At 66.7% G+C, this 22,403-nt stretch carries 19 protein-coding genes; 4 read left to right on the top strand and 15 right to left on the bottom strand.

Annotated elements, in window-relative coordinates:
- Nucleotides 1-4: 4 nt before the first annotated feature.
- Both AC3WOE_RS03140 and kbl read right to left on the bottom strand, forming a co-directional pair.
- Entirely contained in the window at nucleotides 5-958 is a 954-nt protein-coding gene (locus AC3WOE_RS03140) for an NAD-dependent epimerase/dehydratase family protein (RefSeq protein WP_492688200.1), read from the bottom strand.
- Entirely contained in the window at nucleotides 955-2,151 is a 1,197-nt protein-coding gene (kbl, locus tag AC3WOE_RS03135) for a glycine C-acetyltransferase (RefSeq protein ID WP_492688199.1), read from the bottom strand. The genes AC3WOE_RS03140 and kbl overlap by 4 nt, the downstream gene beginning before the upstream one ends.
- Before the next feature lie 99 nt (nucleotides 2,152-2,250).
- Between kbl and AC3WOE_RS03130 the strand changes: the two genes are divergently transcribed.
- Both AC3WOE_RS03130 and AC3WOE_RS03125 read left to right on the top strand, forming a co-directional pair.
- Nucleotides 2,251-2,811 (top strand): helix-turn-helix domain-containing protein, encoded by a 561-nt coding sequence (locus AC3WOE_RS03130; RefSeq protein WP_492688197.1) that lies wholly within the window; start codon nucleotides 2,251-2,253, stop codon nucleotides 2,809-2,811.
- A 28-nt stretch (nucleotides 2,812-2,839) separates the two neighbouring features.
- On the top strand, nucleotides 2,840-3,799 hold the full coding sequence (locus AC3WOE_RS03125; protein WP_492688195.1) for a Bug family tripartite tricarboxylate transporter substrate binding protein: 960 nt from the start codon (nucleotides 2,840-2,842) through the stop codon (nucleotides 3,797-3,799).
- On the opposite strand, the gene AC3WOE_RS03120 is transcribed toward AC3WOE_RS03125, so the two are convergent.
- Nucleotides 3,771-5,063 carry a YihY family inner membrane protein gene (locus AC3WOE_RS03120; protein WP_492688193.1) on the bottom strand — a complete coding sequence of 431 codons (1,293 nt, stop codon included), beginning with the start codon at nucleotides 5,061-5,063 and terminating at the stop codon, nucleotides 3,771-3,773. The genes AC3WOE_RS03125 and AC3WOE_RS03120 overlap by 29 nt on opposite strands.
- A gap of 21 nt (nucleotides 5,064-5,084) precedes the next feature.
- On the opposite strand from AC3WOE_RS03120, the gene AC3WOE_RS03115 reads away from it, so the two are divergent.
- Nucleotides 5,085-5,465, top strand: a complete 381-nt coding sequence (locus tag AC3WOE_RS03115) for a DUF2069 domain-containing protein (protein ID WP_492688191.1) — start codon at nucleotides 5,085-5,087, stop codon at nucleotides 5,463-5,465.
- On the top strand, nucleotides 5,462-6,865 hold the full coding sequence (locus tag AC3WOE_RS03110) for an FAD-binding oxidoreductase (RefSeq protein ID WP_492688189.1): 1,404 nt from the start codon (nucleotides 5,462-5,464) through the stop codon (nucleotides 6,863-6,865). The genes AC3WOE_RS03115 and AC3WOE_RS03110 overlap by 4 nt, the downstream gene beginning before the upstream one ends.
- On the opposite strand, the gene AC3WOE_RS03105 is transcribed toward AC3WOE_RS03110, so the two are convergent.
- The 12 genes from AC3WOE_RS03105 to nuoG all read right to left on the bottom strand — a co-directional run bounded on the left by AC3WOE_RS03105 (nucleotide 6,843) and on the right by nuoG (nucleotide 22,388).
- The gene (locus AC3WOE_RS03105; protein WP_492688187.1) at nucleotides 6,843-10,058 is read right to left on the bottom strand and encodes an efflux RND transporter permease subunit; all 3,216 of its coding nucleotides are present in this window, start codon (nucleotides 10,056-10,058) and stop codon (nucleotides 6,843-6,845) included. The genes AC3WOE_RS03110 and AC3WOE_RS03105 overlap by 23 nt on opposite strands.
- Nucleotides 10,059-10,073: 15 nt before the next feature.
- Entirely contained in the window at nucleotides 10,074-11,240 is a 1,167-nt protein-coding gene (locus tag AC3WOE_RS03100) for an efflux RND transporter periplasmic adaptor subunit (RefSeq protein WP_492688185.1), read from the bottom strand.
- A 110-nt stretch (nucleotides 11,241-11,350) separates the two neighbouring features.
- Nucleotides 11,351-11,932: an NUDIX domain-containing protein gene (locus AC3WOE_RS03095; RefSeq protein ID WP_492688183.1), complete on the bottom strand. Its 582-nt coding sequence runs from the start codon at nucleotides 11,930-11,932 to the stop codon at nucleotides 11,351-11,353.
- Entirely contained in the window at nucleotides 11,919-12,221 is a 303-nt protein-coding gene (locus AC3WOE_RS03090; protein ID WP_492688182.1) for a DUF2818 family protein, read from the bottom strand. The genes AC3WOE_RS03095 and AC3WOE_RS03090 overlap by 14 nt, the downstream gene beginning before the upstream one ends.
- Before the next feature lie 145 nt (nucleotides 12,222-12,366).
- A complete protein-coding gene (nuoN, locus tag AC3WOE_RS03085; protein ID WP_492688180.1) occupies nucleotides 12,367-13,848 on the bottom strand; it encodes an NADH-quinone oxidoreductase subunit NuoN in 1,482 nt (493 codons plus the stop codon).
- 20 nt (nucleotides 13,849-13,868) lie between these two features.
- Nucleotides 13,869-15,359: an NADH-quinone oxidoreductase subunit M gene (locus AC3WOE_RS03080; protein WP_492688178.1), complete on the bottom strand. Its 1,491-nt coding sequence runs from the start codon at nucleotides 15,357-15,359 to the stop codon at nucleotides 13,869-13,871.
- A 21-nt stretch (nucleotides 15,360-15,380) separates the two neighbouring features.
- The gene (gene nuoL, locus AC3WOE_RS03075; RefSeq protein ID WP_492688176.1) at nucleotides 15,381-17,423 is read right to left on the bottom strand and encodes an NADH-quinone oxidoreductase subunit L; all 2,043 of its coding nucleotides are present in this window, start codon (nucleotides 17,421-17,423) and stop codon (nucleotides 15,381-15,383) included.
- 10 nt (nucleotides 17,424-17,433) lie between these two features.
- Nucleotides 17,434-17,763 (bottom strand): NADH-quinone oxidoreductase subunit NuoK, encoded by a 330-nt coding sequence (gene nuoK / locus AC3WOE_RS03070; RefSeq protein ID WP_492688175.1) that lies wholly within the window; start codon nucleotides 17,761-17,763, stop codon nucleotides 17,434-17,436.
- Nucleotides 17,760-18,404, bottom strand: coding sequence for an NADH-quinone oxidoreductase subunit J (locus AC3WOE_RS03065; protein ID WP_492688173.1), 645 nt, complete (start codon nucleotides 18,402-18,404; stop codon nucleotides 17,760-17,762). Before AC3WOE_RS03065 ends, nuoK begins: the two co-directional genes overlap by 4 nt.
- 54 nt (nucleotides 18,405-18,458) lie before the next feature.
- Complete coding sequence (nuoI, locus tag AC3WOE_RS03060) at nucleotides 18,459-18,947, bottom strand: NADH-quinone oxidoreductase subunit NuoI (RefSeq protein ID WP_492688171.1); 489 nt, start codon at nucleotides 18,945-18,947, stop codon at nucleotides 18,459-18,461.
- A 10-nt stretch (nucleotides 18,948-18,957) separates the two neighbouring features.
- Complete coding sequence (nuoH, locus tag AC3WOE_RS03055) at nucleotides 18,958-20,067, bottom strand: NADH-quinone oxidoreductase subunit NuoH (RefSeq protein ID WP_492688170.1); 1,110 nt, start codon at nucleotides 20,065-20,067, stop codon at nucleotides 18,958-18,960.
- A gap of 14 nt (nucleotides 20,068-20,081) precedes the next feature.
- Entirely contained in the window at nucleotides 20,082-22,388 is a 2,307-nt protein-coding gene (gene nuoG, locus AC3WOE_RS03050; RefSeq protein WP_492688168.1) for an NADH-quinone oxidoreductase subunit NuoG, read from the bottom strand.
- Nucleotides 22,389-22,403: the final 15 nt, after the last annotated feature.

The raw sequence follows: 22,403 nt of genomic DNA, 5'->3' as shown, positions 1-22,403 counted from the left end.
ACTGTCAGGCCAGCTTCAGTTCACGCGTCAGGTTCGACAGCATGTCGTCGACCATGGCGTCCAGGTCGTACTGCAGCTTCCAACCCCAGTCGGCCTGGGCCGTGCTGTCTTCGATGCGCTGCGGCCAGCTGGCGGCGATGGCCTGGCGGAAGTCGGGCACGCAGTCCATCGTGAAGCCGGGGATGCGGCGGCGGATGGAAGCGGCGATCAGCTCGGGCGTGAAGCTGACGCCGGCGAGGTTGTAGCTGCCGCGCTGCTTCACGCTTTCGGCCGGCGCGTTCATGAGCTCGATGGTGGCGCGCAGCGCATCGGGCATGTACATCATCGGCAGGGCCTGGTCTTCCTTCAGGAAGCAGGTGTAGCGGCCTTCCTTGATGGCGGAGTGGAAGATCTCGACGGCGTAGTCGGTCGTGCCGCCGCCGGGCGGCGTCTTCCAGCTGATGAGGCCGGGGTAGCGCAGGCTGCGGACGTCGACACCATGCTTGGCGTGGTACCAGGCGCACCAGCGCTCGCCGGCCAGCTTGGAGATGCCGTAGACCGTCGTCGGGTCCATGACCGTGGTCTGCGGCGTGTCGACTGCCGGCGTGTTGGGGCCGAAGGCAGCGATGGAGCTGGGCCAGAAGATCTTGTCCAGCTTCTCGTGCCGGGCCAGTTCCAGCACATTGAGCAGGCCCTTCATGTTCAGGTCCCAGGCCCACATTGGGTGCTTCTCGCCGTTGGCCGACAGGGCGGCGGCGAGGTGGTAGATCTGGGTGATCTTGTGGCGCTTTACGATGGTCGTCAGGCCGCCGGCGTCCGTCACGTCCAGCATCTCGTGCTTGAGCGTGGGCACGCGGCCCTGGGGGCTCAGGTCGCTGGTGATGACGGCATCGTTGCCGTGCAGCTTGGCGAGTTCGGTCGCCAGCTCGGTGCCGATCTGGCCGTTGGCGCCGATGATGAGGATGCGCGGGGTGCTCATTTCAGGATCCCCAGTTCCTTGCCGGCCTGGGTGAAGGCGGCGACGGCCTTCTCCAGGTGCTCGCGCTCGTGCACGGCCGAGACCTGCACGCGGATGCGGGCCTGGCCCTTGGGCACGACGGGGAAGAAGAAGCCGACGGCGTAGATGCCCAGCTCCAGGATGCGCTTGCTCAGTTCCTGGGCCTTGACCGCGTCGTAGACCATGATGGGCACGATGGGGTGGGTGCCGGGCTTGATCTCGAAGCCGGCCGCCTGGATGGCCGCGCGGAAGTAGGCGGTGTTGGCTTCCAGCTTGTCGCGCAGGGCGGTCGAGCCCTCCAGCAGGTCCAGCACGGCCAGCGACGCGCCGGCGATGCTGGGCGCCAGGGTGTTGCTGAACAGATAGGGGCGCGAGCGCTGGCGCAGCAGCTCGACCACTTCCTTGCGCGCGGCCGTGAAGCCGCCCGAGGCGCCGCCCAGGGCCTTGCCGAAGGTGCCGGTGATGATGTCGATCTTGCCGAACACGCCGCGGTGCTCGGCCGTGCCGCGGCCGGTCTTGCCCATGAAGCCGCTGGCGTGGCATTCGTCGATGCCCAGCAGCGCGTCGTATTGGTCGCACAGGGCGCGGATCTTGTCGAGCTGGGCGATGGTGCCGTCCATGGAGAACACGCCGTCGGTGAAGACCAGCGTGAAGCGGGCGCCCTTCTCCTTGGCTTCCTTCAGGCAACGCTCGAGGTCCTCGAGGTTGTTGTGCTCGTAGCGGTAGCGCTGGGCCTTGCACAGGCGGATGCCGTCGATGATGGAGGCGTGGTTGAGCGCGTCGCTGATGATGGCGTCCTGCTCGCCCAGCAGGGGCTCGAAGAGGCCACCGTTGGCGTCGAAGGCCGCGGCGTAGAGGATGGCGTCCTCACAGCCGACGAAGCGGGCGATGCGGCCCTCCAGCTCCTTGTGCAGATCCTGGGTGCCGCAGATGAAGCGCACCGAGGACAGGCCGAAGCCGTGGGTGCGCAGGGCCTCGTGGGCCGCTTCGATGACCTTCGGATGCGACGACAGGCCGAGGTAGTTGTTGGCGCAGAGGTTGATGACCTCGCGGCCATCGGTCGTCTTGACGACCGCACCCTGGGGCGTCGTGATGATGCGCTCGGCCTTGAAGAGGCCGGCGGCACGGATGCCGTCCAGTTCGGTCTGCAGATGTTGATAGAAAGCCTGGCTCATGGCGCTGCTCCTGATGCACAATTCAGTAAAGTGAACTTGTTCGATATATCGAACTTTCGTGCAGTATCTGAAAAACGTCTATTGCCGTCAAGCATGAACATGGACACCGAACCCCCGCGCGTCGGCGCTGCCCTGCAGGCGCTGCGCAGCAGCCGTGGCCTGTCGCTGGATGATCTCTCCAAGCGGGCCGGCGTGAGCAAGTCGATGTTGTCGCAGATCGAGCGCAACCAGGCCAATCCCACGGTGGCCGTGGTGTGGCGGCTGGCGAATGCCCTGGGCGTGGACATGGGTGAGCTGCTGGGCGGCGAACGCGCCGCCACGCCGGCCATCGAAACGGTGCCGGCCCACGCCACGCCAGGGCTGACCAGCCCGGACGGTCTGTGCAAGCTGCGCATCCTCGGCCCCATCGAGCTGGCCGGCCAGTTCGAGTGGTACGAGCTGACGGTGCAGCCCGGCGGCGTGCTGGACAGCCAGGCCCACGAGCCCGGCTCGCGCGAGCACCTCAGCGTGCTGACCGGCAGCCTGGAAGTCAGTGCCCAGGGCGTGACGAGCAAGCTCAAGGCCGGCGAGACGGCGCGTTATGCGGTGGACGGGCCGCATGCCATCCGCAACAACGCCAAGTCGGCGGCGACTGCGCTGCTGGTGGTGCTTCATCCGTAGACTGCAGCCTCCGCACAAGGAGGCATGCATGCAATTCACCCGTCGCGCGACCCTGGCCACGCTGGCCGCCCTGCCCTTCACGGCGCAAGCCCAGGACAAGCCGATCCGGCTGCTGGTCGGCTTCCCCGCCGGCGGCGGCACCGATGCGATCGCGCGGCTGCTGGGCGAGGCCTTGCAGGCTTCGCTGGGCACGACGGTGCTGGTCGAGAACAAGCCCGGCGCCGGCGGCCAGATCGCGGCCCAGGCGCTGAAGGCGGCTGCGCCCGACGGCACGACCTTCTTCGTCAGCCACGACCACACCATCTCCATCCTGCCCCTGGTCATGAAGAACCCGGGCTTCGACCCGGCCAAGGACTTCGTGCCGGTGGCGGGTTTTGCCACCTTCGCCAACGCCTTTGCCCTCTCGGGCGGCACGCCGGTTGGCAGCCTGCCGGACTACCTCGCCTGGGTGAAGAAGCAGCACAACGGCCAGGCCAGCGTCGGCATCCCGGCGCCGGCCTCGGTGCCGGAGTTCCTCGTCAAGCTGCTGGGCGAGAAGAATGGCCTCAACCTGCTCAGCGTGCCCTACCGTGGCAGCGCGCCCATGATCGCCGACATGCTGGGCAACCAGATCAGCGCCGGCGTCGGCTCGGTGCCCGACCTCATCGTCAACCACCAGCAGAAGAAGCTGAAGATCGTCGCCGTCATGGGCCAGCAGCGCCAGGGCGTGCTGCCCGAGGTGCCGACCTTTGCCGAGCTGGGCATCGCCGGCTTCGAGGACCTGCCCTATTACGGCCTGTTCGCGCCGGCCGGCACGCCGCCGGCTGTTGTCGAACGCTTCTCGAATGCACTGGCCGGCGTCATCAACCAGCCGGGGGTGAAGGCCAGGCTGACCGAGCTGGGCCTGTCGGTGGGCATGATGAGCTCGACCCAGTTGGCCACCCGCGAGCGCGCCTACGCGGCGGCCTGGGCCAAGATCATCAAGGCCGGGGGCTTCCAGCCGCAGTGACGAGCAGGCGGTCCAAGGTCAGCTTGGACCAATCACCCTGCGCCCAGAGATTGCCGAGCAGGCCCTGACGCTCGGCCAGGAAGGCGGCCACCAGCGGCTCGGCCAGCGCCTTCTCGGGTGAGCACAGCAGCACCAGGCGCTGGGCGCCCTCTTCTTCCAGGCGGCCTATCCAGTCCATGGCCAGCAGCTTGTCGATGACGGGGCTGAGCTGCAGCGGGTCGACGCGCAGCGCAACGGCCAGGCTCAGATAGGACAGGCCCTGCTGGCCGGCCTCGCGCACGCGCCAGAGCTCGCGCAGCACTTCCAGCGCCAGGGCCATCGGCTGGCCCGGCGTGTCGGGGCGCAGATGCAGGCGGCCCGTCAGGCTGGGCGTGTTGGCCGCCAGGATGGCCCCCAGCAGCACGATGACCCAGCCGAGGTAGATCCAGATCAGGAAGATGGGCACGGTGGCGAAGGCGCCGTACAGCGTCGAATAGGTCGGCACCTGCTTGACGTACCAGGCCAGCAGCGACTTGGCCAGCGAGAAGCCGATGGAGACGAAGGCGCCGCCGATGAGGGCATGGCGCCAGCGCACATGGGTGTTGGGCACGTAGTGGAAAAGCCCGGCCATGGCCAGGCCGAACAGCACCACGTCGGCACTGCCCAGGGCCGTCGACATGCTGGCCGGCATGGCCGTGAGATAACCCTGGCCGACGCTGATGGCATAGCTCGTCAGCGTCAGGCTGCCGCCCAGCAGCAGCGGGCCCAGGGTCAGGGCCGCCCAGTAGACGAGGACGCGCTGGGCCATGGGCCGGGGCCGCTTGACGCGCCAGATGGCGTTCAGCGTGCGGTCGATGGTCAGCATCAGGGCCAGGGCCGTGACGCCCAGGGCCACCAGGCCGACGACGCCCAGCTTGTTGGCCTTGGCCGCGAACTGCGTGAGGGACGCCAGCACCGGCTTGGCAATATTGGGCGGGATCAGGCTCTTCAGGAAATACTGCTCCAGCGCCGCCTGGAAACTGGAGAACATCGGGAAGGCCGTGAAGATGGCCAGCATCACCGTCAGCAGCGGCACCAGCGAGATCAGCGTCGTGAAGGTCAGGCTGCCGGCGGTCAGGCCCAGCTTCTCCTCGCGGAAGCGCTGGCGGAAGGTGTGCAGGGTCTGCAGCCAGGGCCAGGCCAGCAGCTCGGTGATGAAGTCACTGGCGAAGGCGATGGGGTTGCGGGCCAGCGGCGCGTCCGGGTTGTTGTCGGGCGCTGCGGGCGGAACGGGCGTCTCGGGCATGCCTTCTATGATGCCGCAGCTATGTCCCCTGCCCTCGAAGGAACCGAACCTACCGCCGTCGAGCGGCTGACACGCAATCTGTCGTTCGGCGCCACCCTGGCCCTGATCCTGCTGTGTCTGGCCTGGGAGCTGTGGCTGGCGCCCACCGGCCGCGGCACCCTGGCCGTGAAGGTGCTGCCGCTGCTGGCGGCCCCCGTCGGCCTGTGGCGCTATCGCATGTACACCTACCGCTGGCTGGCCCTGGCCATCTGGCTCTATGTGCTGGAAGGCCTGGTGCGCTCGACCAGTGAGAGCGGGTCGGGCCAATGGCTGGCCGTTGGCGAGGTGGTGTTGAGCGTCGTCATCTTCACCGCCTGCACCGCGCAGATCCGCCGGCGCCTGGCGGCGGCCAAGCTCGCATGAGCGCCTTTCTCGACGCGCTGCGCGAGCGGCTCGGCGAGGCGGGTTTGCGGGTGGGCGGCGATCTGGCCGCCTACGAGAACGACTGGCGCAAGCGCTACACCGGCAAGGCGCTGGCGGTGGCACGCCCCTCCTCGACCGAGGAGGTCGCGGCGGTGATGCGGCTCTGCCATCAGCATCGCGTCGCCGTCGTGCCCCAGGGCGGCAACACCGGCCTGGTCGGGGGCTCGACCCCCGACGACAGCGGTGGCCAGCTGGTGCTGAATCTGTCGCGCATGAAGCGCATCCGCGGCATCGACGTCGCCAATGCCAGCCTGACGGCCGAGGCCGGCTGCGTGCTGGCCGAGGTGCAGGCCGCCGCTGCTGGTGCCGGGATGCTCTTTCCGCTCAGCCTGGCGGCCGAGGGTTCCTGCACGCTGGGCGGCAACCTGGCGACCAATGCCGGCGGCACCCAGGTGCTGCGCTATGGCAATGCGCGCGAGCTCTGCCTGGGGCTGGAAGTCGTCACCGCGACCGGCGAGGTCTGGCAGGGCCTGTCGGGCCTGCGCAAGGACAACACCGGCTATGACCTGCGCGACCTCTTCATTGGCAGCGAAGGCACGCTGGGCATCATCACGGCGGCGACGATGAAGCTCTATCCGCAGCCGAAGGAACGCCTGACCGCGCTGGCAGCCTGCGCGTCGCTGGACGATGCAGTCTCCCTGCTGGGCTTGGCACGCGAGCGCGCCGGCGATGCGCTGACCGGCTTCGAGGTGATGAACCGAGCAGCGCTCGCTCTGGTAGCTCGTGAACTGCCCCAACTCGCTCAACCGCTGGGGCCGGCCGAATGGACAGTGCTGCTGGAGTTGTCCGACGCCGAGAGCGCCGAGCATGCCCGCGGCGTCTTTGAAGGCCTGCTGGAGGCCGCCGTCGAGGGCGGCTGCGTGCAGGACGCCGCCATTGCGCAGAACCTGCAGCAGGCCCGGTCTTTCTGGCATCTGCGCGAGTCCATCCCGCTGGCCCAGGCGCAGGCGGGGCTGAACATCAAGCACGACATCTCGCTGCCGGTGTCGGCCATTCCCGGCTTCGTCGCGGAGATGGACGTGACCCTGGCGGCCTGGCTGCCCGGCATCGAAGTGATCGACTTCGGCCATCTGGGCGACGGCAATCTGCACTACAACGTGCAGGCGCCGAGGGGCGTGGCGCCGGCCGAGTTCCTGGCCACGCACGAGGCGGCCATCAACGAACGGGTCTACGACGCCGTGCAGCAGCGCGGCGGCTCGATCTCGGCCGAGCATGGCATCGGCCGGCTCAAGCGCGAGGAGCTCGCCGCACGCAAGGACCCGACAGCCCTGGCGCTGATGCGGGCGATCAAGCGGGCCCTGGACCCGCTCGATCTTCTCAACCCTGGGCGGCTGGTGTAACCGTCACGCGGCGGCCCGTCACCAGACGGCCAAGCTTGACGATCAGGCGGAACACGAAGCGCACCAGCACCAGGGCCAGCAGGGCTTCCAGCAGCGTCAGCAGGAAGGCACCCACCATCGTGAAGCGCGGCACGCGGCGATGGAACTTGGCCAGCGCATGATCGCGGGCGATCTCGATGCTGTCGTAGAAGGTCGGCACGATCAGCAGGGTCAGCAGCGTGGACGTGATGGTGCCGCCGATGATGGCCACGGCCATGGGGCGGTAGAACTCGCCGCCCTCACCCACGCCGATGGCCACCGGCATCATGCCGGCGATCAGCGCCAGCGTCGTCATCAGGATGGGCCGGAAGCGCTTGCGGCCCGCATGCATCAGCGCCTCCTCGCGGTCGACGCCCGCCCTCTCCTCCTGGCGCGTGGCGTCCAGCAGCAGGATGGCGTTCTTGGCCACCAGGCCCATCAGCATGATGACGCCGATGAGGCTCATCAGGTTCAGCGTGCCACCGGTCAGGATCAGTGCCAGCACGACACCGATCAGCGAGAGCGGCAGCGACAGCATGACGCCCAGCGGCGCCGTGAAGCTGTTGAACTGGATGACGAGCACGAAGTACATCAGCGCGATGCCGGACAGCAGCGCCGTGATCATGGCCGTGAACACGACCTGCTGGTCGCGTGCCGAGCCGGCCAGTTCGATGCCGAAGCCGGGCGGGAAGTTGATGGCCTTGGCCAGCTTGACGGCCTCGGTCGTGATCTCGCCGGGCGAGCGGCCCTGGGCGTTGGCGCTGACGGTGATGGTGCGCTTGCCGTCACCGTGCGTGATCTGGCCCGGGCCTTTGCCCATGGTGACGGTGGCGATCTGGTCCAGCGGCACCATGCGGTTGGTGCCGGAGACGGCGATGGGCAGGCGCTCGATATTGGCCGCATCGACGCGGTCGCTCGGGTGCAGGCGGATGGCCACGTCACGCGTCTCGCCGGTCGGGTCGACCCAGTCGCCGGCCTCGACGCCGGCGAAGGCGACGCGCAGCGATTGCGCGGCGTCGTTGACCGAGATGCCGAGCTGGTTGGCCAGCCCGCGGTCGAGCTCGATCTGCAACTCGTTCTGCGGGTCCTGCTCCGAGTAGCCAACGTCGACGGCACCCTTGATGCCCTGCATGGTCTTCTGGAAGTCCTGCGTGATCTGCTGCAGCTTGCGCGTGTCGGTGCCGTAGAAGCGGATCTGCACCGGCTTCTGCGCGCCGTTGTTCAGGTCGTCCAGCACGACGTATTCGGCGCCGACGAGACGAGCGACCTTCTCGCGCAGTTCCTTGGCGATCAGGGCCGCAGACCGCTGACGTTCCGTGCTCTTGCCGATGTCGATATAGATGCGGCCGCCACTGGCGTTCGGGTAGGCCATGGTGGCCTTGGTTTCCTTCATCGTCGACGCAAGCGCCGCGGCGGCGTCCAGCTTGAGCTTGGAGTAGTCCAGGCTGCTGGAGGCGGGGCTGCGCACGTCGACGGCCAGGAAGCCGGCGTCGGCCTGCGGCAGGAAGCTGGAGCCACCGACCGTGGCCTGAAGCGCGATGGCGCCGACGAAGCTGACCACGGCGAAGGCTGCCATCCAGCGACGGTGGTGCAGGGCCCAGGCGATGACGTGGCCATAGCCGTTGGCGACACCATCGAACCAGTGGTTGAAGCCTTGCAGCACCTTGCCGAAGCCGGTCTTGGGCTGCTCGTGATAGCCCGGGGGGTCGCCCCAGTAGGCCGACAGCATCGGGTCCAGCGTGAAGCTGATGATCAGCGACACGGCGACCGAGGCGACGACGGTCAGCGCGAAGGGCTTGAACCACTGGCCGGGGCCGTTGCCCATGAAGGCGACGGGCACGAAGACGGCAATGATGGCGAAGGTGGTCGCCGCGACAGCCAGGCCGATCTCGGCCGTGCCCTCGCGCGCCGCCGTCACGCGGTCGCTGCCGCGCTCCATATGCCGCACGATGTTCTCCCGCACGACGATGGCATCGTCGATGAGCACGCCGATGGCCAGCGACAGGCCCAGCAGGCTCATGAAGTTCAGCGAGAAGCCCATCACCCAGACGGCGATGAAGGCGGCCAGCACCGAGGTGGGCAGGGACAGCGCGGTGATCAGCGTCGAGCGCCAGCTGTTCAGGAAGGCGTAGACGACGAAGATGGTCAGGCCGGCGCCGAAGACCAGGGCGTCGGTGACGTTGTGCAGGCTGTTCTCGGCGTCCTTGCCGCCGTCTTGCGTCACCTCCAGCGTGGTGCCGGCCGGCAGATCCTTCTTGATCTCGTCGACCAGCTTGCGCGCGTCATTGGCGACGCTGACGGTGGACGCATCGCGCGAGCGCGTGATGGAGATGCCGACGTTGGGGCGGCCGTTGCGCAGCGAGTAGCCGCTCATCTCGGCGAAGCCGTCCTTGACCTCGGCGATCTGGCCCAGGCGGATGACGTTGCTGCCCGTGCGCTTGATGATCATCTGCTCGAACTCGCTGGGCGAGGCCAGGCGGCCGAGCAGGCGGATGCTCTGGTCTTCAAGCGCGCCCCGCACCTTGCCGACGGGCGCCGTCGTGTTCTGGGCACGCACGGCGCCGAGCACTTCGGTGACCGAGACGCCGAACTCGCGCAGTTTCTCGGCGCGCAGCAGGATGGACAGCTCGCGCTGCAGGGAGCCGTTGACGGTGACGACCGACACGCCAGCGATGCCGCGGAAGCGCTCGGCCAGCTTGTCCTCGGCCATGCGGCTGATCTGGGCATGGGTCAGCGTCGAGCTGGACAGCGACAGCTGCAGGATGGGCTGGGCGCCGGGGTCGGCGCGCGTGATGATGGGCTCGCGGATCTCGGTCGGCAGCTTGTAGCGCACCGAGTTGATCGAATTGCGCACCTCGTCGGCGGCCTCGATCATGTTCTTCGAGAAGTCGAAGACCAGCACGATGGTGGCGCTGCCCTCGCGCGACGTGGAGTTGGAGCGGTCCACGCCCGAGATGCTTTGCAGCGCCTTCTCGATGCGGTTGACGACCTCACGCTCCACCGTCTCGGGTGAGGCGCCGGGGTATGGGATGTTGATGACCAGCACCGGCGGCTCGACGTCCGGGAACTGGTTGACGCGCAACTTGGACAGCGCGATGAGGCCCATCAGCATGAGGCCGATGACCATCACGACGGTCGCGACCGGCCGGCTGATACTGAAGTTGGAGAGGAACATCTCGCGACCTCCTGCTTACTTGCTGGCCGCCGGGGCCGGTGCTGCCGCGACAGCCGATGCGGCGCCGGCGCCGGGCTTGACGCGCTGCAGCGGTGCGCCGTCCTTCAGGTTGCTGCTGGGGTTGCGCAGCACTTCGTCGCCCAGGGCCAGGCCCGTGACGATGACGATCTCGCCGCGACGGTCGTCGCGCTCGCCCAGCGTCACGGTGGTCTTCTTGAGCTTGTCGCCGGCCAGCTTCCACACAAAAGCGGTGTCGCCCTCGCGCAGCACGGACCCTTCGGCCAGCACCAGGGCGCGGCGGTCGGTGCTCTCGACGCGGCCCTCGGCGTAGAGGCCGGCCACCTGCGGCGCCTTGGAGGCGTCCTCGAAGTTGGCAATCAGCTCGACCTGGCGGGTCGTCGCGTTGGCGGAAGCATCGATGCGCGCCAGCTTGCCGTGGAACTCGTCATCGCCGAAGCCGTTGATGCGGAAGGCCACGCGCTGGCCGAGCTTGAGCTCACCCAGGCGGTCGGCCGAGACCTGGCCCTCGAAGCGCATGGAGGCGGGGTCGATGACCTTGATCAGTTCGCGGCCGACCTGCACCGTGTCGCCGACCGAGACCTTGCGCTCGCTGACGACGCCGTCAAACGGCGCGCGGACCTCGGTGCGCGAGACCTGCTGGCGGGCCGTGACCATGCGGGCCTTGGCGGCGGCCAGCTCGCTCTGGGCCGCGTTGCGGCGCACTTCGGCGTCTTCCAGGGCCTGCGTGGAGATCATGCCCTGCTGGTTCAGCGTGCGCTGGCGGGCCAGCACGCGTTCCGTCTGCTCGAAGCTCTGCTGCGCGGCACGCAGACCCTCATCGGCGGACGAGGCCGCGTCGCGGATGGAGGTCGGGTCGATGCGGATGATGAGATCACCCGCACGCACGCGCTCACCGTTGTCCTTGGCGATCTGCAGCACCACAGCGGCCACCTCGGCGCGCAGGTCGGCGCGCCGGGCCGGCTGGATGGCACCGGTGATGACGGGAGAGCCGATCAGGCCGCTCTGGCTGACCTGGCGCACGTCCTCGGGCGCCAGCAACAGCGGGGCCGAAGGCTTGTCCGCGGCCGCCTTGTCATCCGGCTTGCCACCCTTGTTGCAGGCGGTCAGGGCCAGGGTCAGGGCCAAGGTCAATGCGGTCAGGGTCAGCGTTGCACGCGTCATGGAGAGCAGCTTTCTGCGGATGGAAAGGTTTTCGGGCGGCTTAAACGCCTGAGCTTAACGGTCTGGCAACAACTCGCCAGAGGTCATGCACGAAATGTTTTCGGACGTAATCAGGCCGGTTGCCATGGCAGGAGCCAGGCGCCCTGCTGCCAGCGCTGCAGCCACAGCAGGCCGATCAGCGTCTTGGCATCGGTCAGCTCGCCGCTGGCCGCCATGCGGTCGAGATCCTCGACCGTGTGCGTGACGAGTTCGAGAAACTCGCCTTCATCCAGTTGTTGCTCGCCCTTGTTCAGGCCGCGCGCAAAGTAGATGTGGATGCCTTCGTCCGAGTAGGCGATGGCGTTGTGCAGCACGCCGGCATAGGCCCATTCGGCGGCGCTGTAGCCGGTCTCTTCCAGCAGCTCACGCTGCCCGCAAAACAGCGGCGATTCACCGGCGTCGAGCTTGCCAGCCGGGAACTCCAGCATCACGCGGCCCATCGGGTAGCGGAACTGGCGCTCCATCAACAGCCGGCCGTCATCCAGCAGGGGGATGATCATGACGGCACCGGGATGGCGGATGTACTCGCGGTGGGCTGCGCGGCCGTCCGGCAGCGCCACACGGTCGCGGCGCACATCCAGGAAATGGCCCTGGTAGACCTGGCTGCCTTCGAGCAGTCGCTCGACCAGAGGGTCGTCGTCAGCCTCGGCCACGGCGCAGATATCTCCAGACGAAGCCGGGGAAACCCAGAGTGATGAAGAGGCAGGCGGCCGCGGCGTAAAACTCCCAGCCCTGGCTCTGGCGCTGGCCGATGCGGGCTTCCAGCGCGGAGCCCAGGGCAAAGGTCAGCACGGCCATCAAGACCAGTTCCAGCAGCCGCCACCAGACGCTCTTGGGCGCCTGGCGCGGGCCGACCAGCAGGATGCGCTCGTTGAAGTAAGGCAGGTTGGCGGCGACGACGGCCACAACCAGGACCAGCCAGACGGCGGCGGACTGGTCCATCAGCTTGCGGGCCGAGCGCCGGGCCGCTCCCTAGCCGGCCCGCTCTGGCGATGTGCTTGCGGCTTCATGCCGCAAGCATCGCCGTCCCCTCGAGGAACCGACCGGACGGGCCCGCGTGCAGCGGCGCCAGGCTGGGCGAGGGGCTTCAAGTCGACAGGGCCTTCACGATGGCCTGGCCGCACAGGGCCATCAGGCCGCCGGGCAGCAGGCCGAAGACCAGCACCGCGGCACCATTCAGCGACATGACGAGGCGCACATCGGTCGGTGCGGCGATGGGGGCGGTGTCGGTCGGCTCATCGAAGAACATGACCTTGACGATGCGCAGGTAGTAGAAGGCACCGATCAGCGACACCACGACGGCGAAGACCGACAGGTAGAGGTAGCCCGTCACACTGGTCGACACCAACGCCTGCAGCACGGCCAGCTTGGCGTAGAAGCCGACCGTGGGCGGCACGCCGGCCAGCGAGAACATGAACAGGGTCATGACCAAGGCGAACCAGGGGCTGCGCTTGCCCAGGCCGGCCAGGTCCTTGATCTCCTCGGCCTCATGGCCCTGGCGCGACAGCAGGATGACCATGCCGAAGGTGCCCAGCGTCGTCAGCACATAGGTGACGACGTAGAACATGGCCGCGCTGTAGGCGTTGTCGCCCCACTTGGTGCTCTCGTTGACGACGCCGGCCGTCATGCCCAGCAGCATGAAGCCCATGTTGGCGATGGTCGAGTAGGCCAGCATGCGCTTCAGATTGCTTTGGGCTATGGCCGCCAGGTTGCCCACCAGCAGGGACATGATGGACAGCACCATCAGCATCTGCTGCCAGTCGGCGGCCAGGCCGATCATGCCCTCGACGAGCAGGCGCATGGTGATGGCGAAGGCGGCCAGCTTGGGTGCGGCACCGATCAGCAGCGTGATGGCAGTGGGCGCGCCCTGGTAGACGTCGGGCACCCACATGTGGAAGGGAGCGGCGCCGAGCTTGAAGGCCAGGCCGGCAACGACGAAGACCACGCCGAAGACCAGCACCGACTTGTTCGGGATGCCCTTGGAGATGACGTCGAAGACCTCGGGGATGCTCAGCGAGCCGGTGGCACCGTACATCATCGACAGGCCGTAGAGCAGGAAGCCGCTGGCCAGGGCGCCAAGGACGAAGTACTTCATCGCGGCTTCGGTCGACACGGCATGGTCGCGGCGCAGTGCGACGAGGGCGTACAGCGACAGGCTCATCAGCTCCAGGCCGAGGTAGATGACCAGGAAGTTGTTGGCCGACAGCATGACGCTGATGCCGAGCAGCGCGAACAGGCTGAGGATGAAGAGCTCACCCTTGAGCATCTCGCGCACGCCGGCATAGGGGCGTGCATAGACCAGGGCGATCAGCGTCGCGATGCAGGCGAAGGCGGCCAGCAGATGGCCCATCGAGTCGGACACGACCATGCCCTGCATGGCATAGGTGGTGAGGCCGGCATCGAAATAGGAGAAGTGCAGGCCGGCCACGACCGCCAGCGTCAGCTGCGTCAGCCAGTAGGTCGGGCGGCGCTGCTCGTCGGTGACCCAGAGGTCCACCAGGGCGACGATGCAGCCCATCGCCAGCAGCAGGATTTCAGGACAGATCGCGAGCCAGTTCATGTCGTTCATTGTTCTTGCCTCTGCTCGGATCAGGCGGGGATCTTGCTGAGCGCCACGTGCTTGAGCAACTCGACGACCGAGTTGTGCATGACGTCGGTGAAGGGCTTGGGATACAGGCCCATATAGAGCGTCGCCACGGCCAGCAGGCCGAGCATGACGAACTCGCGGCGGTTGATGTCGGTCAGCGCGCGCACGTCGTCATTGGCGATGTCGCCGAAGTAGACGCGCTTGATCATCCACAGCGTGTAGGCCGCACCGAAGACCAGGGCCGTCGCGGCGATGCCGCCCAGCCAGAAGTTGGCCTTGACGGTGCCGAGGATGACCATCCACTCGCCGACGAAGCCGGCCGTCGCGGGCAGGCCGCAATTGGCCATGCCGAAGAAGACGGCAAAGGCGGCGAAGGTGGGCATGGTGTTGACGACGCCACCGTAGGAGGCGATCTCACGCGAGTGCACGCGGTCGTAGAGCACGCCGATGCACAGGAACATCGCGCCCGACACGAAGCCGTGGGAAATCATCTGCACCAGGCCGCCGGAGACGCCCAGCTCGTTGAAGATGAAGAAACCCAGGGTCACGAAGCCCATGTGGGCGATGGACGAGTAGGCCACCAGCTTCTTCATGTCCTTCTGCACCAGGGCCACGAGACCGATGTAGACGACGGCGATCAGCGACATCGCGATGATGAGCCAGGCCCATTCACGCGCGGCGTCGGGGGCGATGGGCAGCGAGAAGCGCAGGAAGCCGTAGCAGCCCAGCTTCAGCATGATGGCCGCCAGCACGACGGAGCCGCCGGTGGGCGCCTCGACGTGGGCGTCGGGCAGCCAGGTGTGCACCGGCCACATCGGCACCTTGACCGAGAAGGCGGCCAGGAAGGCGAAGAAGAGATAGGTCTGGGCGCCGCCCGTCAGCGGCAGCTTGTGCCAGGTCTGGATGTCGAAGGAACCGGCGCCGTTGATGACGTTGGACTGGTAGTACAGGTAGAGCAGCGCGATCAGCATCAGCAGCGAACCGGCCAGCGTGTACAGGAAGAACTTGAAGGCCGCGTAGACGCGGTTCGGGCCGCCCCAGACGCCGATGATGATGTACATCGGGATCAGCGTGGCCTCGAAGAACACGTAGAACAGCATGCCATCCAGCGCGCTGAACACGCCCACCATGAGGCCCGACAGGATCAGGAAGGCGCCCATGTACTGGTTGACGCGCGTCTCGATGACTTCCCAGGCCGAGATGACGACGATGATGGTGATGAAGGCCGTCAGCGGCACGAACCACATCGAGATGCCGTCCACGCCGAGGTGGTACTGGATGGCGAAACGCTCGATCCAGGGATGCGTCTCGACGAACTGCATGGCAGCCGTCGTCGTGTCGAAGCCGGTGATCAGCGGCAGCGTGACAAGGAAGCTCGCCACGGCAGCGACCAGCGCCATCCAGCGCACGGCATTCGCCTGTTCGTCACGCCCCAGCGCCAGCAGCACGGCGCCGCAGGCGATGGGCAGAAAAATCGCAAGACTCAGCAACATTCTTGTTCTCCGCCTCGTCGCTCAGAACCCGAACAGGGAACTGAACTGGGGCTTGATATAGGGCCAGAGCTGCCAGGTCATCAGACCCATGACGCCGAGGATCATGACGAGGGCGTACCAGTAGAGATAACCGGTCTGGAAGCGGCGCACCAGGCCCGCGATGCCGCCGACGGTCCGGGCGGAGCCGTTGATGATGACGCCGTCGATGAGGCCGGCATCGCCACCCTTCCACAGGCCGACACCGATCAGACGGGCGGCACGGGCCAGGATGTTCTCGTTGATCCAGTCCATGAAGTACTTGTTCTCCAGGACGATGATCACGGGACGCAGCACCTTGGCCAGCGTGGCGGGGATGCTCGGGGCGACCATGTAGAACACATAGGCGGTCACGACACCCGACAGCGCCAGCCAGAACGGCAGCGAGGTCAGGCCGTGCAGGGCCATGGCGGCGGCGCCATGGAACTCTTCAGCCAGTTCCTCCATCGCCGGGTGCAGATGCCCGTTGACGAGGATGGCGTCCTTGAAGAAGTCGCCGAACAGCATCGGCTGGATGGTCATGAAGCCGATGACGACCGACGGGATGGCCAGCAGCACCAGCGGCGCGGTGACGACCCAGGGCGACTCGTGCGGCGTGTGGTCATGGCCGTGGCCATGGTCATCGTCGTGGTGGTCGTGCTCGCCCGGGAAGGGCTTGTGGTGGAAGTGCTCCTTGCCGTGGAAGACCAGGAAGTACATCCGGAACGAGTAGAAGGCCGTCACGAACACGCCGACGATGACGGCGAAGTAGGCGAACTGCGCACCCGGCAGATGGCTGGCGTGCACGGCCTCGATGATCGAGTCCTTGGAGTAGAAACCCGAGAACAGCGGCGTGCCGATCAGCGCGAGCGAACCCAGCAGCGACGTGATCCAGGTGATGGGCATGTACTTGCGCAGGCCGCCCATGTTGCGGATGTCCTGGTCATGGTGCATGCCCATGATGACCGAGCCGGCACCGAGGAACAGCAGGGCCTTGAAGAAGGCGTGCGTCATCAGGTGGAAGACGGCAACCGAGTAGGCCGAGGCGCCCAGGGCGACGGTCATATAGCCCAGCTGCGACAGCGTCGAGTAGGCCACGACGCGCTTGATGTCGTTCTGGATGATGCCGAGGAAGCCCATGAACAGGGCCGTGATGGCACCGATCACCATGACGAAGTTCAGCGCCGTGTCGCTCAGCTCGAACAGCGGCGACATGCGCGCCACCATGAAGATGCCGGCCGTCACCATCGTGGCGGCGTGGATCAGCGCGGAGATGGGCGTCGGGCCTTCCATGGAGTCGGGCAGCCAGACGTGCAGCGGGAACTGCGCGCTCTTGCCCATGGCTCCGATGAAGAGGCAGATGCAGGCGACGGTCATCAGCGACCAGTCCGTGCCCGGGAAGACCATCTGCGACAGCAACTCGGACTTGGCGAAGGTCTCGGCGTAGTTCAGCGAACCGCCGAAGGCCACCAGCAGGCCGATGCCGAGGATGAAGCCGAAGTCACCGACCCGGTTCACCAGGAAGGCCTTCATGTTGGCGAAGATGGCGGTCGGCTTCTTGTACCAGAAGCCGATCAGCAGATAGGACACCAGGCCCACCGCTTCCCAGCCGAAGAAAAGCTGGAGCATGTTGTTGCTCATGACGAGCATCAGCATGCTGAAGGTGAACAGCGAGATGTAGGAGAAGAAGCGCTGGTAGCCGTCGTCCTCTTCCATGTAGCCGATGGTGTAGATGTGCACCATCAGCGACACGAAGGTCACGACCACCATCATCATGGCCGTCAGGCCGTCGATGAGGAAGCCAACTTCCATCTTCAGCGTGCCGAGGTTCATCCACTCGTAAAGGGTGGCGTTGAAGCGCGCACCGTCGACGGCGACGCTGTACAGCGTCATGGCCGAGATGATGAAGGCGACGAGGACACCGAGGATGGTGACCATGTGCGAGCCGCGGCGGCCCACCGTCTTGCCGAAGAAACCGGCCACGATGGCGCCCACCAGCGGCGCCAGCGGCACCGTCAGCAGCAGGTTCTGTGAGAGTTGTGCAGACATCTGGGTGCCCTTAGCCCTTGAGCGCGTCGAGCTCTTCGACGTTGATGCTGGCGCGGTTGCGGAACAGCACGACCAGGATGGCCAGGCCGATGGCCGACTCGGCCGCCGCGACGGTCAGGATGAAGAACACGAAGACCTGGCCGTCCATATTCCCGAGGTAATGGGAGAAGGCGACGAAGTTCAGGTTGACCGCCAGCAGCATCAGCTCGATGGCCATCAGCAGCACGATCAGGTTCTTGCGGTTCAGGAAGATGCCGATCACCGACAGCGCGAACAGCATCGCGCCCAGCGTCAGGAAGTGGCCAAGCGTCAGGCCGCCCAGTCCGGTAATCGCGGTCATGCCTGGCCTCCTTCGGTGGGTGCGGCGGGGGGCGCCGGCGGCGCGGCGACGGTCGGGGCCATCTTGATGATCTTCAGGCGCTGGGCCTTGGTGACCTTGACCTGCTCGGAGGCATCCATGGCGCGCGAGTCCTTGCGGCGGCGCAGCGTCAGCGCGATGGCGGCGACGATGGCGACCAGCAGCAGCACGGCCGCGATCTGCAGCGGGTAGAGGTAGCTGGTGTAGATCTCGATGCCCAACAGCTTGGTGTTGCCTTGGCTAACCTGGGCCGCGGTGGCAACCGGTGCATCGGCCAGCTGGAAGCCGCCCATCAGCACGATGCCCATCTCGAAGGCGATCAGCGCGCCGATGACGGCGGCCACCGGCAGATGCTTCCAGAAGCCCTCGCGCATGCTGTCCGTGTTCAGGTCGAGCATCATGACGACGAACAGGAACAGCACCATGACGGCGCCGATGTAGACGAGGACCAGGGCGATGGCCAGGAACTCGGCCTTCAGCAGCATCCAGATGCAGGAGGCCGTGAAGAAGGACAGGATGAGGAAGAGCGCGGCATGCACGGTGCTGCGCGCCGTGATGACACGGAACGAACTCACCAGCAGGATGCCGGAGAAGACGTAGAAGAGGATGGTCGTGATGTCCATACGTATCCAGGCCAGCTGAGCCGGACCACTGCGCGCCTGACGGCGCGGCAGCGATCAGCGGTACTTGGCGTCGGCCTCCTTCTGGGCTGCGATCTGGGGCTCGTACTTGTCACCGACCGCCAGCAGCATGTCCTTGGTGAAGTAGAGGTCGCCGCGCTTCTCGCCGTGGTATTCGAAGATGCTGGTCTCGACGATGGAGTCCACCGGGCAGCTCTCTTCGCAGAAGCCGCAGAAGATGCACTTGGTCAGGTCGATGTCGTAGCGCGTCGTACGGCGGCTGCCGTCGGCGCGCACGTCGCTCTCGATGGTGATGGCCATCGCGGGGCAGACGGCCTCGCAGAGCTTGCAGGCGATGCAGCGCTCTTCACCGTTCTCGTAGCGACGCAGCGCATGCAGGCCGCGGAAGCGCGGCGAAAGCGGCGTCTTCTCTTCCGGGAACTGGATGGTGATGTTGCGCGACAGGAAGTGGCGCCCGGTCAGCTTCATCCCGCGGAGCAACTCCAGCAGGAAGAAGGTTTTGACGAAGTTCGTGATTGCAGTCATGAGCGCCGCCTCACTTCCAGATGTTGTACGGAGCCGGCAATTGCATCCAGGCACCGACAACGACCAGCCAGATCAGCGTGATGGGAATGAAGATCTTCCAGCCCAGACGCATGATCTGGTCGTAGCGGAAGCGCGGGAACGTGGCACGCACCCACAGGAACATCGTGACGACGAAGAAGGTCTTGGCGAACAGCCAGAACCAGTTCCAGAACGCCATGGTGTGCTGGAAGAAGCCCGGCACGTCCATGCCGAACAGGCTCCAGGAGATCGGTGCGCTCCAGCCGCCCAGGAACATGACGACGGCCAGGGCCGACACCAGGATCATGTTGGCGTACTCGGCCAGGAAGAACATCGCGAACGACATGCCCGAGTACTCGATCATGTGACCGGCCACGATCTCGGATTCCCCTTCGACGACGTCGAAGGGGTGGCGGTTGGTTTCAGCCAGACCCGAGATGAAGTAGACGATGAAGATCGGGAACAGCGGCAGCCAGTTCCAGGACAGGAAGTTCACGCCGTAGCTGGCAAAGATGCCTTTTTCCTGCACCTGCACGACGGTGGTCATGTTCAGGCTGCCCGTCACCATCAGCACGACGACGAGGGCGAAGCCCATGGCGATTTCGTAGCTGACCATCTGGGCCGAGGCGCGCAGCGCGCCCAGGAAGGCGTACTTCGAGTTGGACGCCCAGCCGGCGATGATGACGCCGTAGACCTCGAGCGAGGTGATGGCCATCAGGAACAGCAGGCCGGCATTGACGTTGGCCACGGCGGCGTCCGGGCCGAAGGGCACGACGGCCCAGGCGGCCAGGGCCGGCATGATGGTCATGACGGGGCCGAGGAAGAACAGGCCCTTGCTCGCGGCGGCGGGCTTGATGATCTCCTTGAAGATCAGCTTGACCGCGTCGGCGATGGGGGTCAGCAGGCCGTAGGGGCCGACGCGATTCGGGCCCGGGCGGATCTGCGACCAGCCGATGGCCTTGCGCTCCCACAGCGTCAGGTAGGCCACGCAACCCAGCAGCGGCAGGAGCACCGCGACGATTTTCGTCAGGCTCCAGGTCACCGGGTTGTTCAACCAGAAGTGCCAGAACTGCAGCAGGTAACCGAAGAGGGTGTCGATCATTTATTCAGGCTCCCTCAGACCTTGCTGATACTCAGCGTGCCGAAGGCGGCACCCAGAGCAGCGGTTTGGGCCAGGCCGGCCGGCACGCGGGCTACGCCCTCAGGCAGGCCGGCTTCCAGGCGGGCGGGCAGTTGAGCGGCGCCGCCGTCCTGCACGACGCGAACCTGGTCGCCTTCGGCCAGGCCGAGCTGGGCCCACAGGCTGCTCGGCAGGCCGACCGTGGCGGCTTCGCGGCCGTCGGTGGTCAGCTGCAGCGAGGTCGAATTGCGCACCAGCGCATCGGTCGCGTAGATGGGCAGGTTGGCGAAGCGCTCGACGCCCTCGCCCTTCGTGCCGGCTTGCGGCGCGGCAGACGTAGCGTTCGACAGACGGCCGCTGAAGTCGCCACCCAGGGCCTGCTCGCGGACCTGCTCGGAGCTGTCCTGGTTGAAGCCGTCGAGGCCGAGCAGATTGCCCAGCACGCGCAGCACCTTCCAGGCCGGACGCGTCTCGGCCAGCGGCTTGACGACGCCGACGAAGCTCTGCAGGCGACCCTCGGCGTTGACGAAGCTGCCCGAGGTCTCGGTGAAGGGCGCGATCGGCAGCAGCACGTCGGCGTACTCGAGACCCGACTTGAACGGGCTCAGCACGACGACCATCTCGGCCGCGTCCAGCGCCTTGGCGGCCGCGGCGGCGTTGGCGGCGTCGAGCACCGGGTCGGTGTTCAGCAGCACCACGGCCTTCAGCGAGGTGCCGTTCAGCATCTGGCCGGCGTTCAGGCCGCCGGAGACGGGCTGGGCCTTCACCAGCTGGGCGCCGACGCTGTTGGCCGCAGCGCTCAGATAGCCGACGCTCGCGCCGGTCTGCTGGCCCATCCACTGTGCCAGCGCCAGCAGGCTGGCGGCCTGCGGGTGCTCGGCAGCGGCGTTGCCCAGCAGGATGGCCTTGCGCTGGCCCGACTGCAGGCTGGCGGCGATGGCCTTGGCCTCATCCGTGGCGTTGCCGGCCAGCGGTGCACCGGCGCCGATGGCGGCGGCCACGTCGGCCAGGGCTTGCACCCAGCCCGAGGGCGCCACCGAGGCCGAGGCGGCGAGGGGCATCAGCCAGTCGTCATTGCTGACGCCGACGCGGCTGACCGCGGCACCGCGGCGCGCGGCGTGGCGCAGGCGGGCGGCGAACAGCGGGTGGTCCTTGCGCAGGTTGGAGCCGACGACGAGGGCACGGTCCAGTTCGGACAGGCTGGCAATGCTGGTGCCCAGCCAACGGGCCTGGCCGGCAGCCGCGGCATTGCCGAAGTCGCTGTGGCGCAGGCGGTGGTCGATGTTGTCGCTGCCCAGGCCGCGCACCACTTGCGCCAGCAGATGCAGTTCTTCCACCGTGCTGTGGGCCGAACCCAGCGCGCCGACGGCGGCAGCACCGTGGTCAGCCTTGATGACCTTGAGGCCGTTGGCGACGTACTCGAGGGCCGTCGTCCAGTCGACCTGCTTCCAGGCGCCCCCCTGCTTGATCATGGGCGCTGTCAGGCGCTGATCGCTGTTCAGGGCCTCGTAGCTGAAGCGGTCGCGGTCGGCGATCCAGCATTCGTTGACGTCTTCGTTCTCGAGCGGAACGACGCGCAGGACCTGGTGGTTCTTGACCTGGACGATCAGGTTGGCACCGGTCGAATCGTGGGGGCTGACGCTCTTGCGGCGCGACAGTTCCCAGGTGCGGGCGCTGTAGCGGAAGGGCTTGCTGGTGAGGGCACCGACCGGGCAGATGTCGATCATGTTGCCCGACAGCTCGGAGTCCACCGTGCGGCCGACAAAGGTCTGGATCTCGCTGTGCTCGCCGCGGTGGGCCATGCCCAGCTCCATGACGCCGGCGATTTCCTGGCCGAAGCGCACGCAGCGGGTGCAGTGGATGCAGCGGCTCATCTCTTCCATCGAGATCAGCGGGCCCACGTTCTTGTGGAAGACGACGCGCTTCTCTTCGGTGTAGCGGCTCTTGCCAGCGCCGTAGCCGACGGCCAGGTCCTGCAGCTGGCATTCACCGCCCTGGTCGCAGATGGGGCAATCCAGCGGGTGATTGATCAGCAGGAATTCCATGACGCCCTGCTGGGCCTTGATCGCCTTGTCGCTCTTGGTGCGGACGATCATGCCCTGCGTGACGGGCGTGGCGCAGGCCGGCATGGGCTTGGGCGCCTTCTCCACGTCCACCAGGCACATGCGGCAGTTGGCCGCGATGCTGAGCTTCTTGTGATAGCAGAAGTGCGGGATGTAGGTGCCGGCCTTCTCCGCGGCATGCATGACCATGCTGCCTTCCTGGACCGAGACCTTCTGACCGTCGAGTTCGATTTCAACCATGGTGGTGTTTCCCTT

The sequence above is a fragment of the Roseateles sp. FW305-36 genome (genome assembly GCF_058787015.1).
The sequence above is the reverse complement of the archived record's forward strand: the minus strand, read 5'-3'. Positions and strand labels throughout refer to the sequence as shown.

Excerpts from the sequence above, each read along its gene's own strand:
- AC3WOE_RS03140 (WP_492688200.1), bottom strand. The coding sequence starts at position 958 with ATGAGCACCCCGCGCATCCTCATCATCGGCGCCAACGGCCAGATCGGC.
- kbl (WP_492688199.1), bottom strand. The coding sequence starts at position 2,151 with ATGAGCCAGGCTTTCTATCAACATCTGCAGACCGAACTGGACGGCATC.
- AC3WOE_RS03130 (WP_492688197.1), top strand. The coding sequence starts at position 2,251 with ATGGACACCGAACCCCCGCGCGTCGGCGCTGCCCTGCAGGCGCTGCGC.
- AC3WOE_RS03125 (WP_492688195.1), top strand. The coding sequence starts at position 2,840 with ATGCAATTCACCCGTCGCGCGACCCTGGCCACGCTGGCCGCCCTGCCC.
- AC3WOE_RS03120 (WP_492688193.1), bottom strand. The coding sequence starts at position 5,063 with ATGCCCGAGACGCCCGTTCCGCCCGCAGCGCCCGACAACAACCCGGAC.
- AC3WOE_RS03115 (WP_492688191.1), top strand. The coding sequence starts at position 5,085 with ATGTCCCCTGCCCTCGAAGGAACCGAACCTACCGCCGTCGAGCGGCTG.
- AC3WOE_RS03110 (WP_492688189.1), top strand. The coding sequence starts at position 5,462 with ATGAGCGCCTTTCTCGACGCGCTGCGCGAGCGGCTCGGCGAGGCGGGT.
- AC3WOE_RS03105 (WP_492688187.1), bottom strand. The coding sequence starts at position 10,058 with ATGTTCCTCTCCAACTTCAGTATCAGCCGGCCGGTCGCGACCGTCGTG.
- AC3WOE_RS03100 (WP_492688185.1), bottom strand. The coding sequence starts at position 11,240 with ATGACGCGTGCAACGCTGACCCTGACCGCATTGACCTTGGCCCTGACC.
- AC3WOE_RS03090 (WP_492688182.1), bottom strand. The coding sequence starts at position 12,221 with ATGGACCAGTCCGCCGCCGTCTGGCTGGTCCTGGTTGTGGCCGTCGTC.
- nuoN (WP_492688180.1), bottom strand. The coding sequence starts at position 13,848 with ATGAACGACATGAACTGGCTCGCGATCTGTCCTGAAATCCTGCTGCTG.
- AC3WOE_RS03080 (WP_492688178.1), bottom strand. The coding sequence starts at position 15,359 with ATGTTGCTGAGTCTTGCGATTTTTCTGCCCATCGCCTGCGGCGCCGTG.
- nuoL (WP_492688176.1), bottom strand. The coding sequence starts at position 17,423 with ATGTCTGCACAACTCTCACAGAACCTGCTGCTGACGGTGCCGCTGGCG.
- nuoK (WP_492688175.1), bottom strand. The coding sequence starts at position 17,763 with ATGACCGCGATTACCGGACTGGGCGGCCTGACGCTTGGCCACTTCCTG.
- AC3WOE_RS03065 (WP_492688173.1), bottom strand. The coding sequence starts at position 18,404 with ATGGACATCACGACCATCCTCTTCTACGTCTTCTCCGGCATCCTGCTG.
- nuoI (WP_492688171.1), bottom strand. The coding sequence starts at position 18,947 with ATGACTGCAATCACGAACTTCGTCAAAACCTTCTTCCTGCTGGAGTTG.
- nuoH (WP_492688170.1), bottom strand. The coding sequence starts at position 20,067 with ATGATCGACACCCTCTTCGGTTACCTGCTGCAGTTCTGGCACTTCTGG.
- nuoG (WP_492688168.1), bottom strand. The coding sequence starts at position 22,388 with ATGGTTGAAATCGAACTCGACGGTCAGAAGGTCTCGGTCCAGGAAGGC.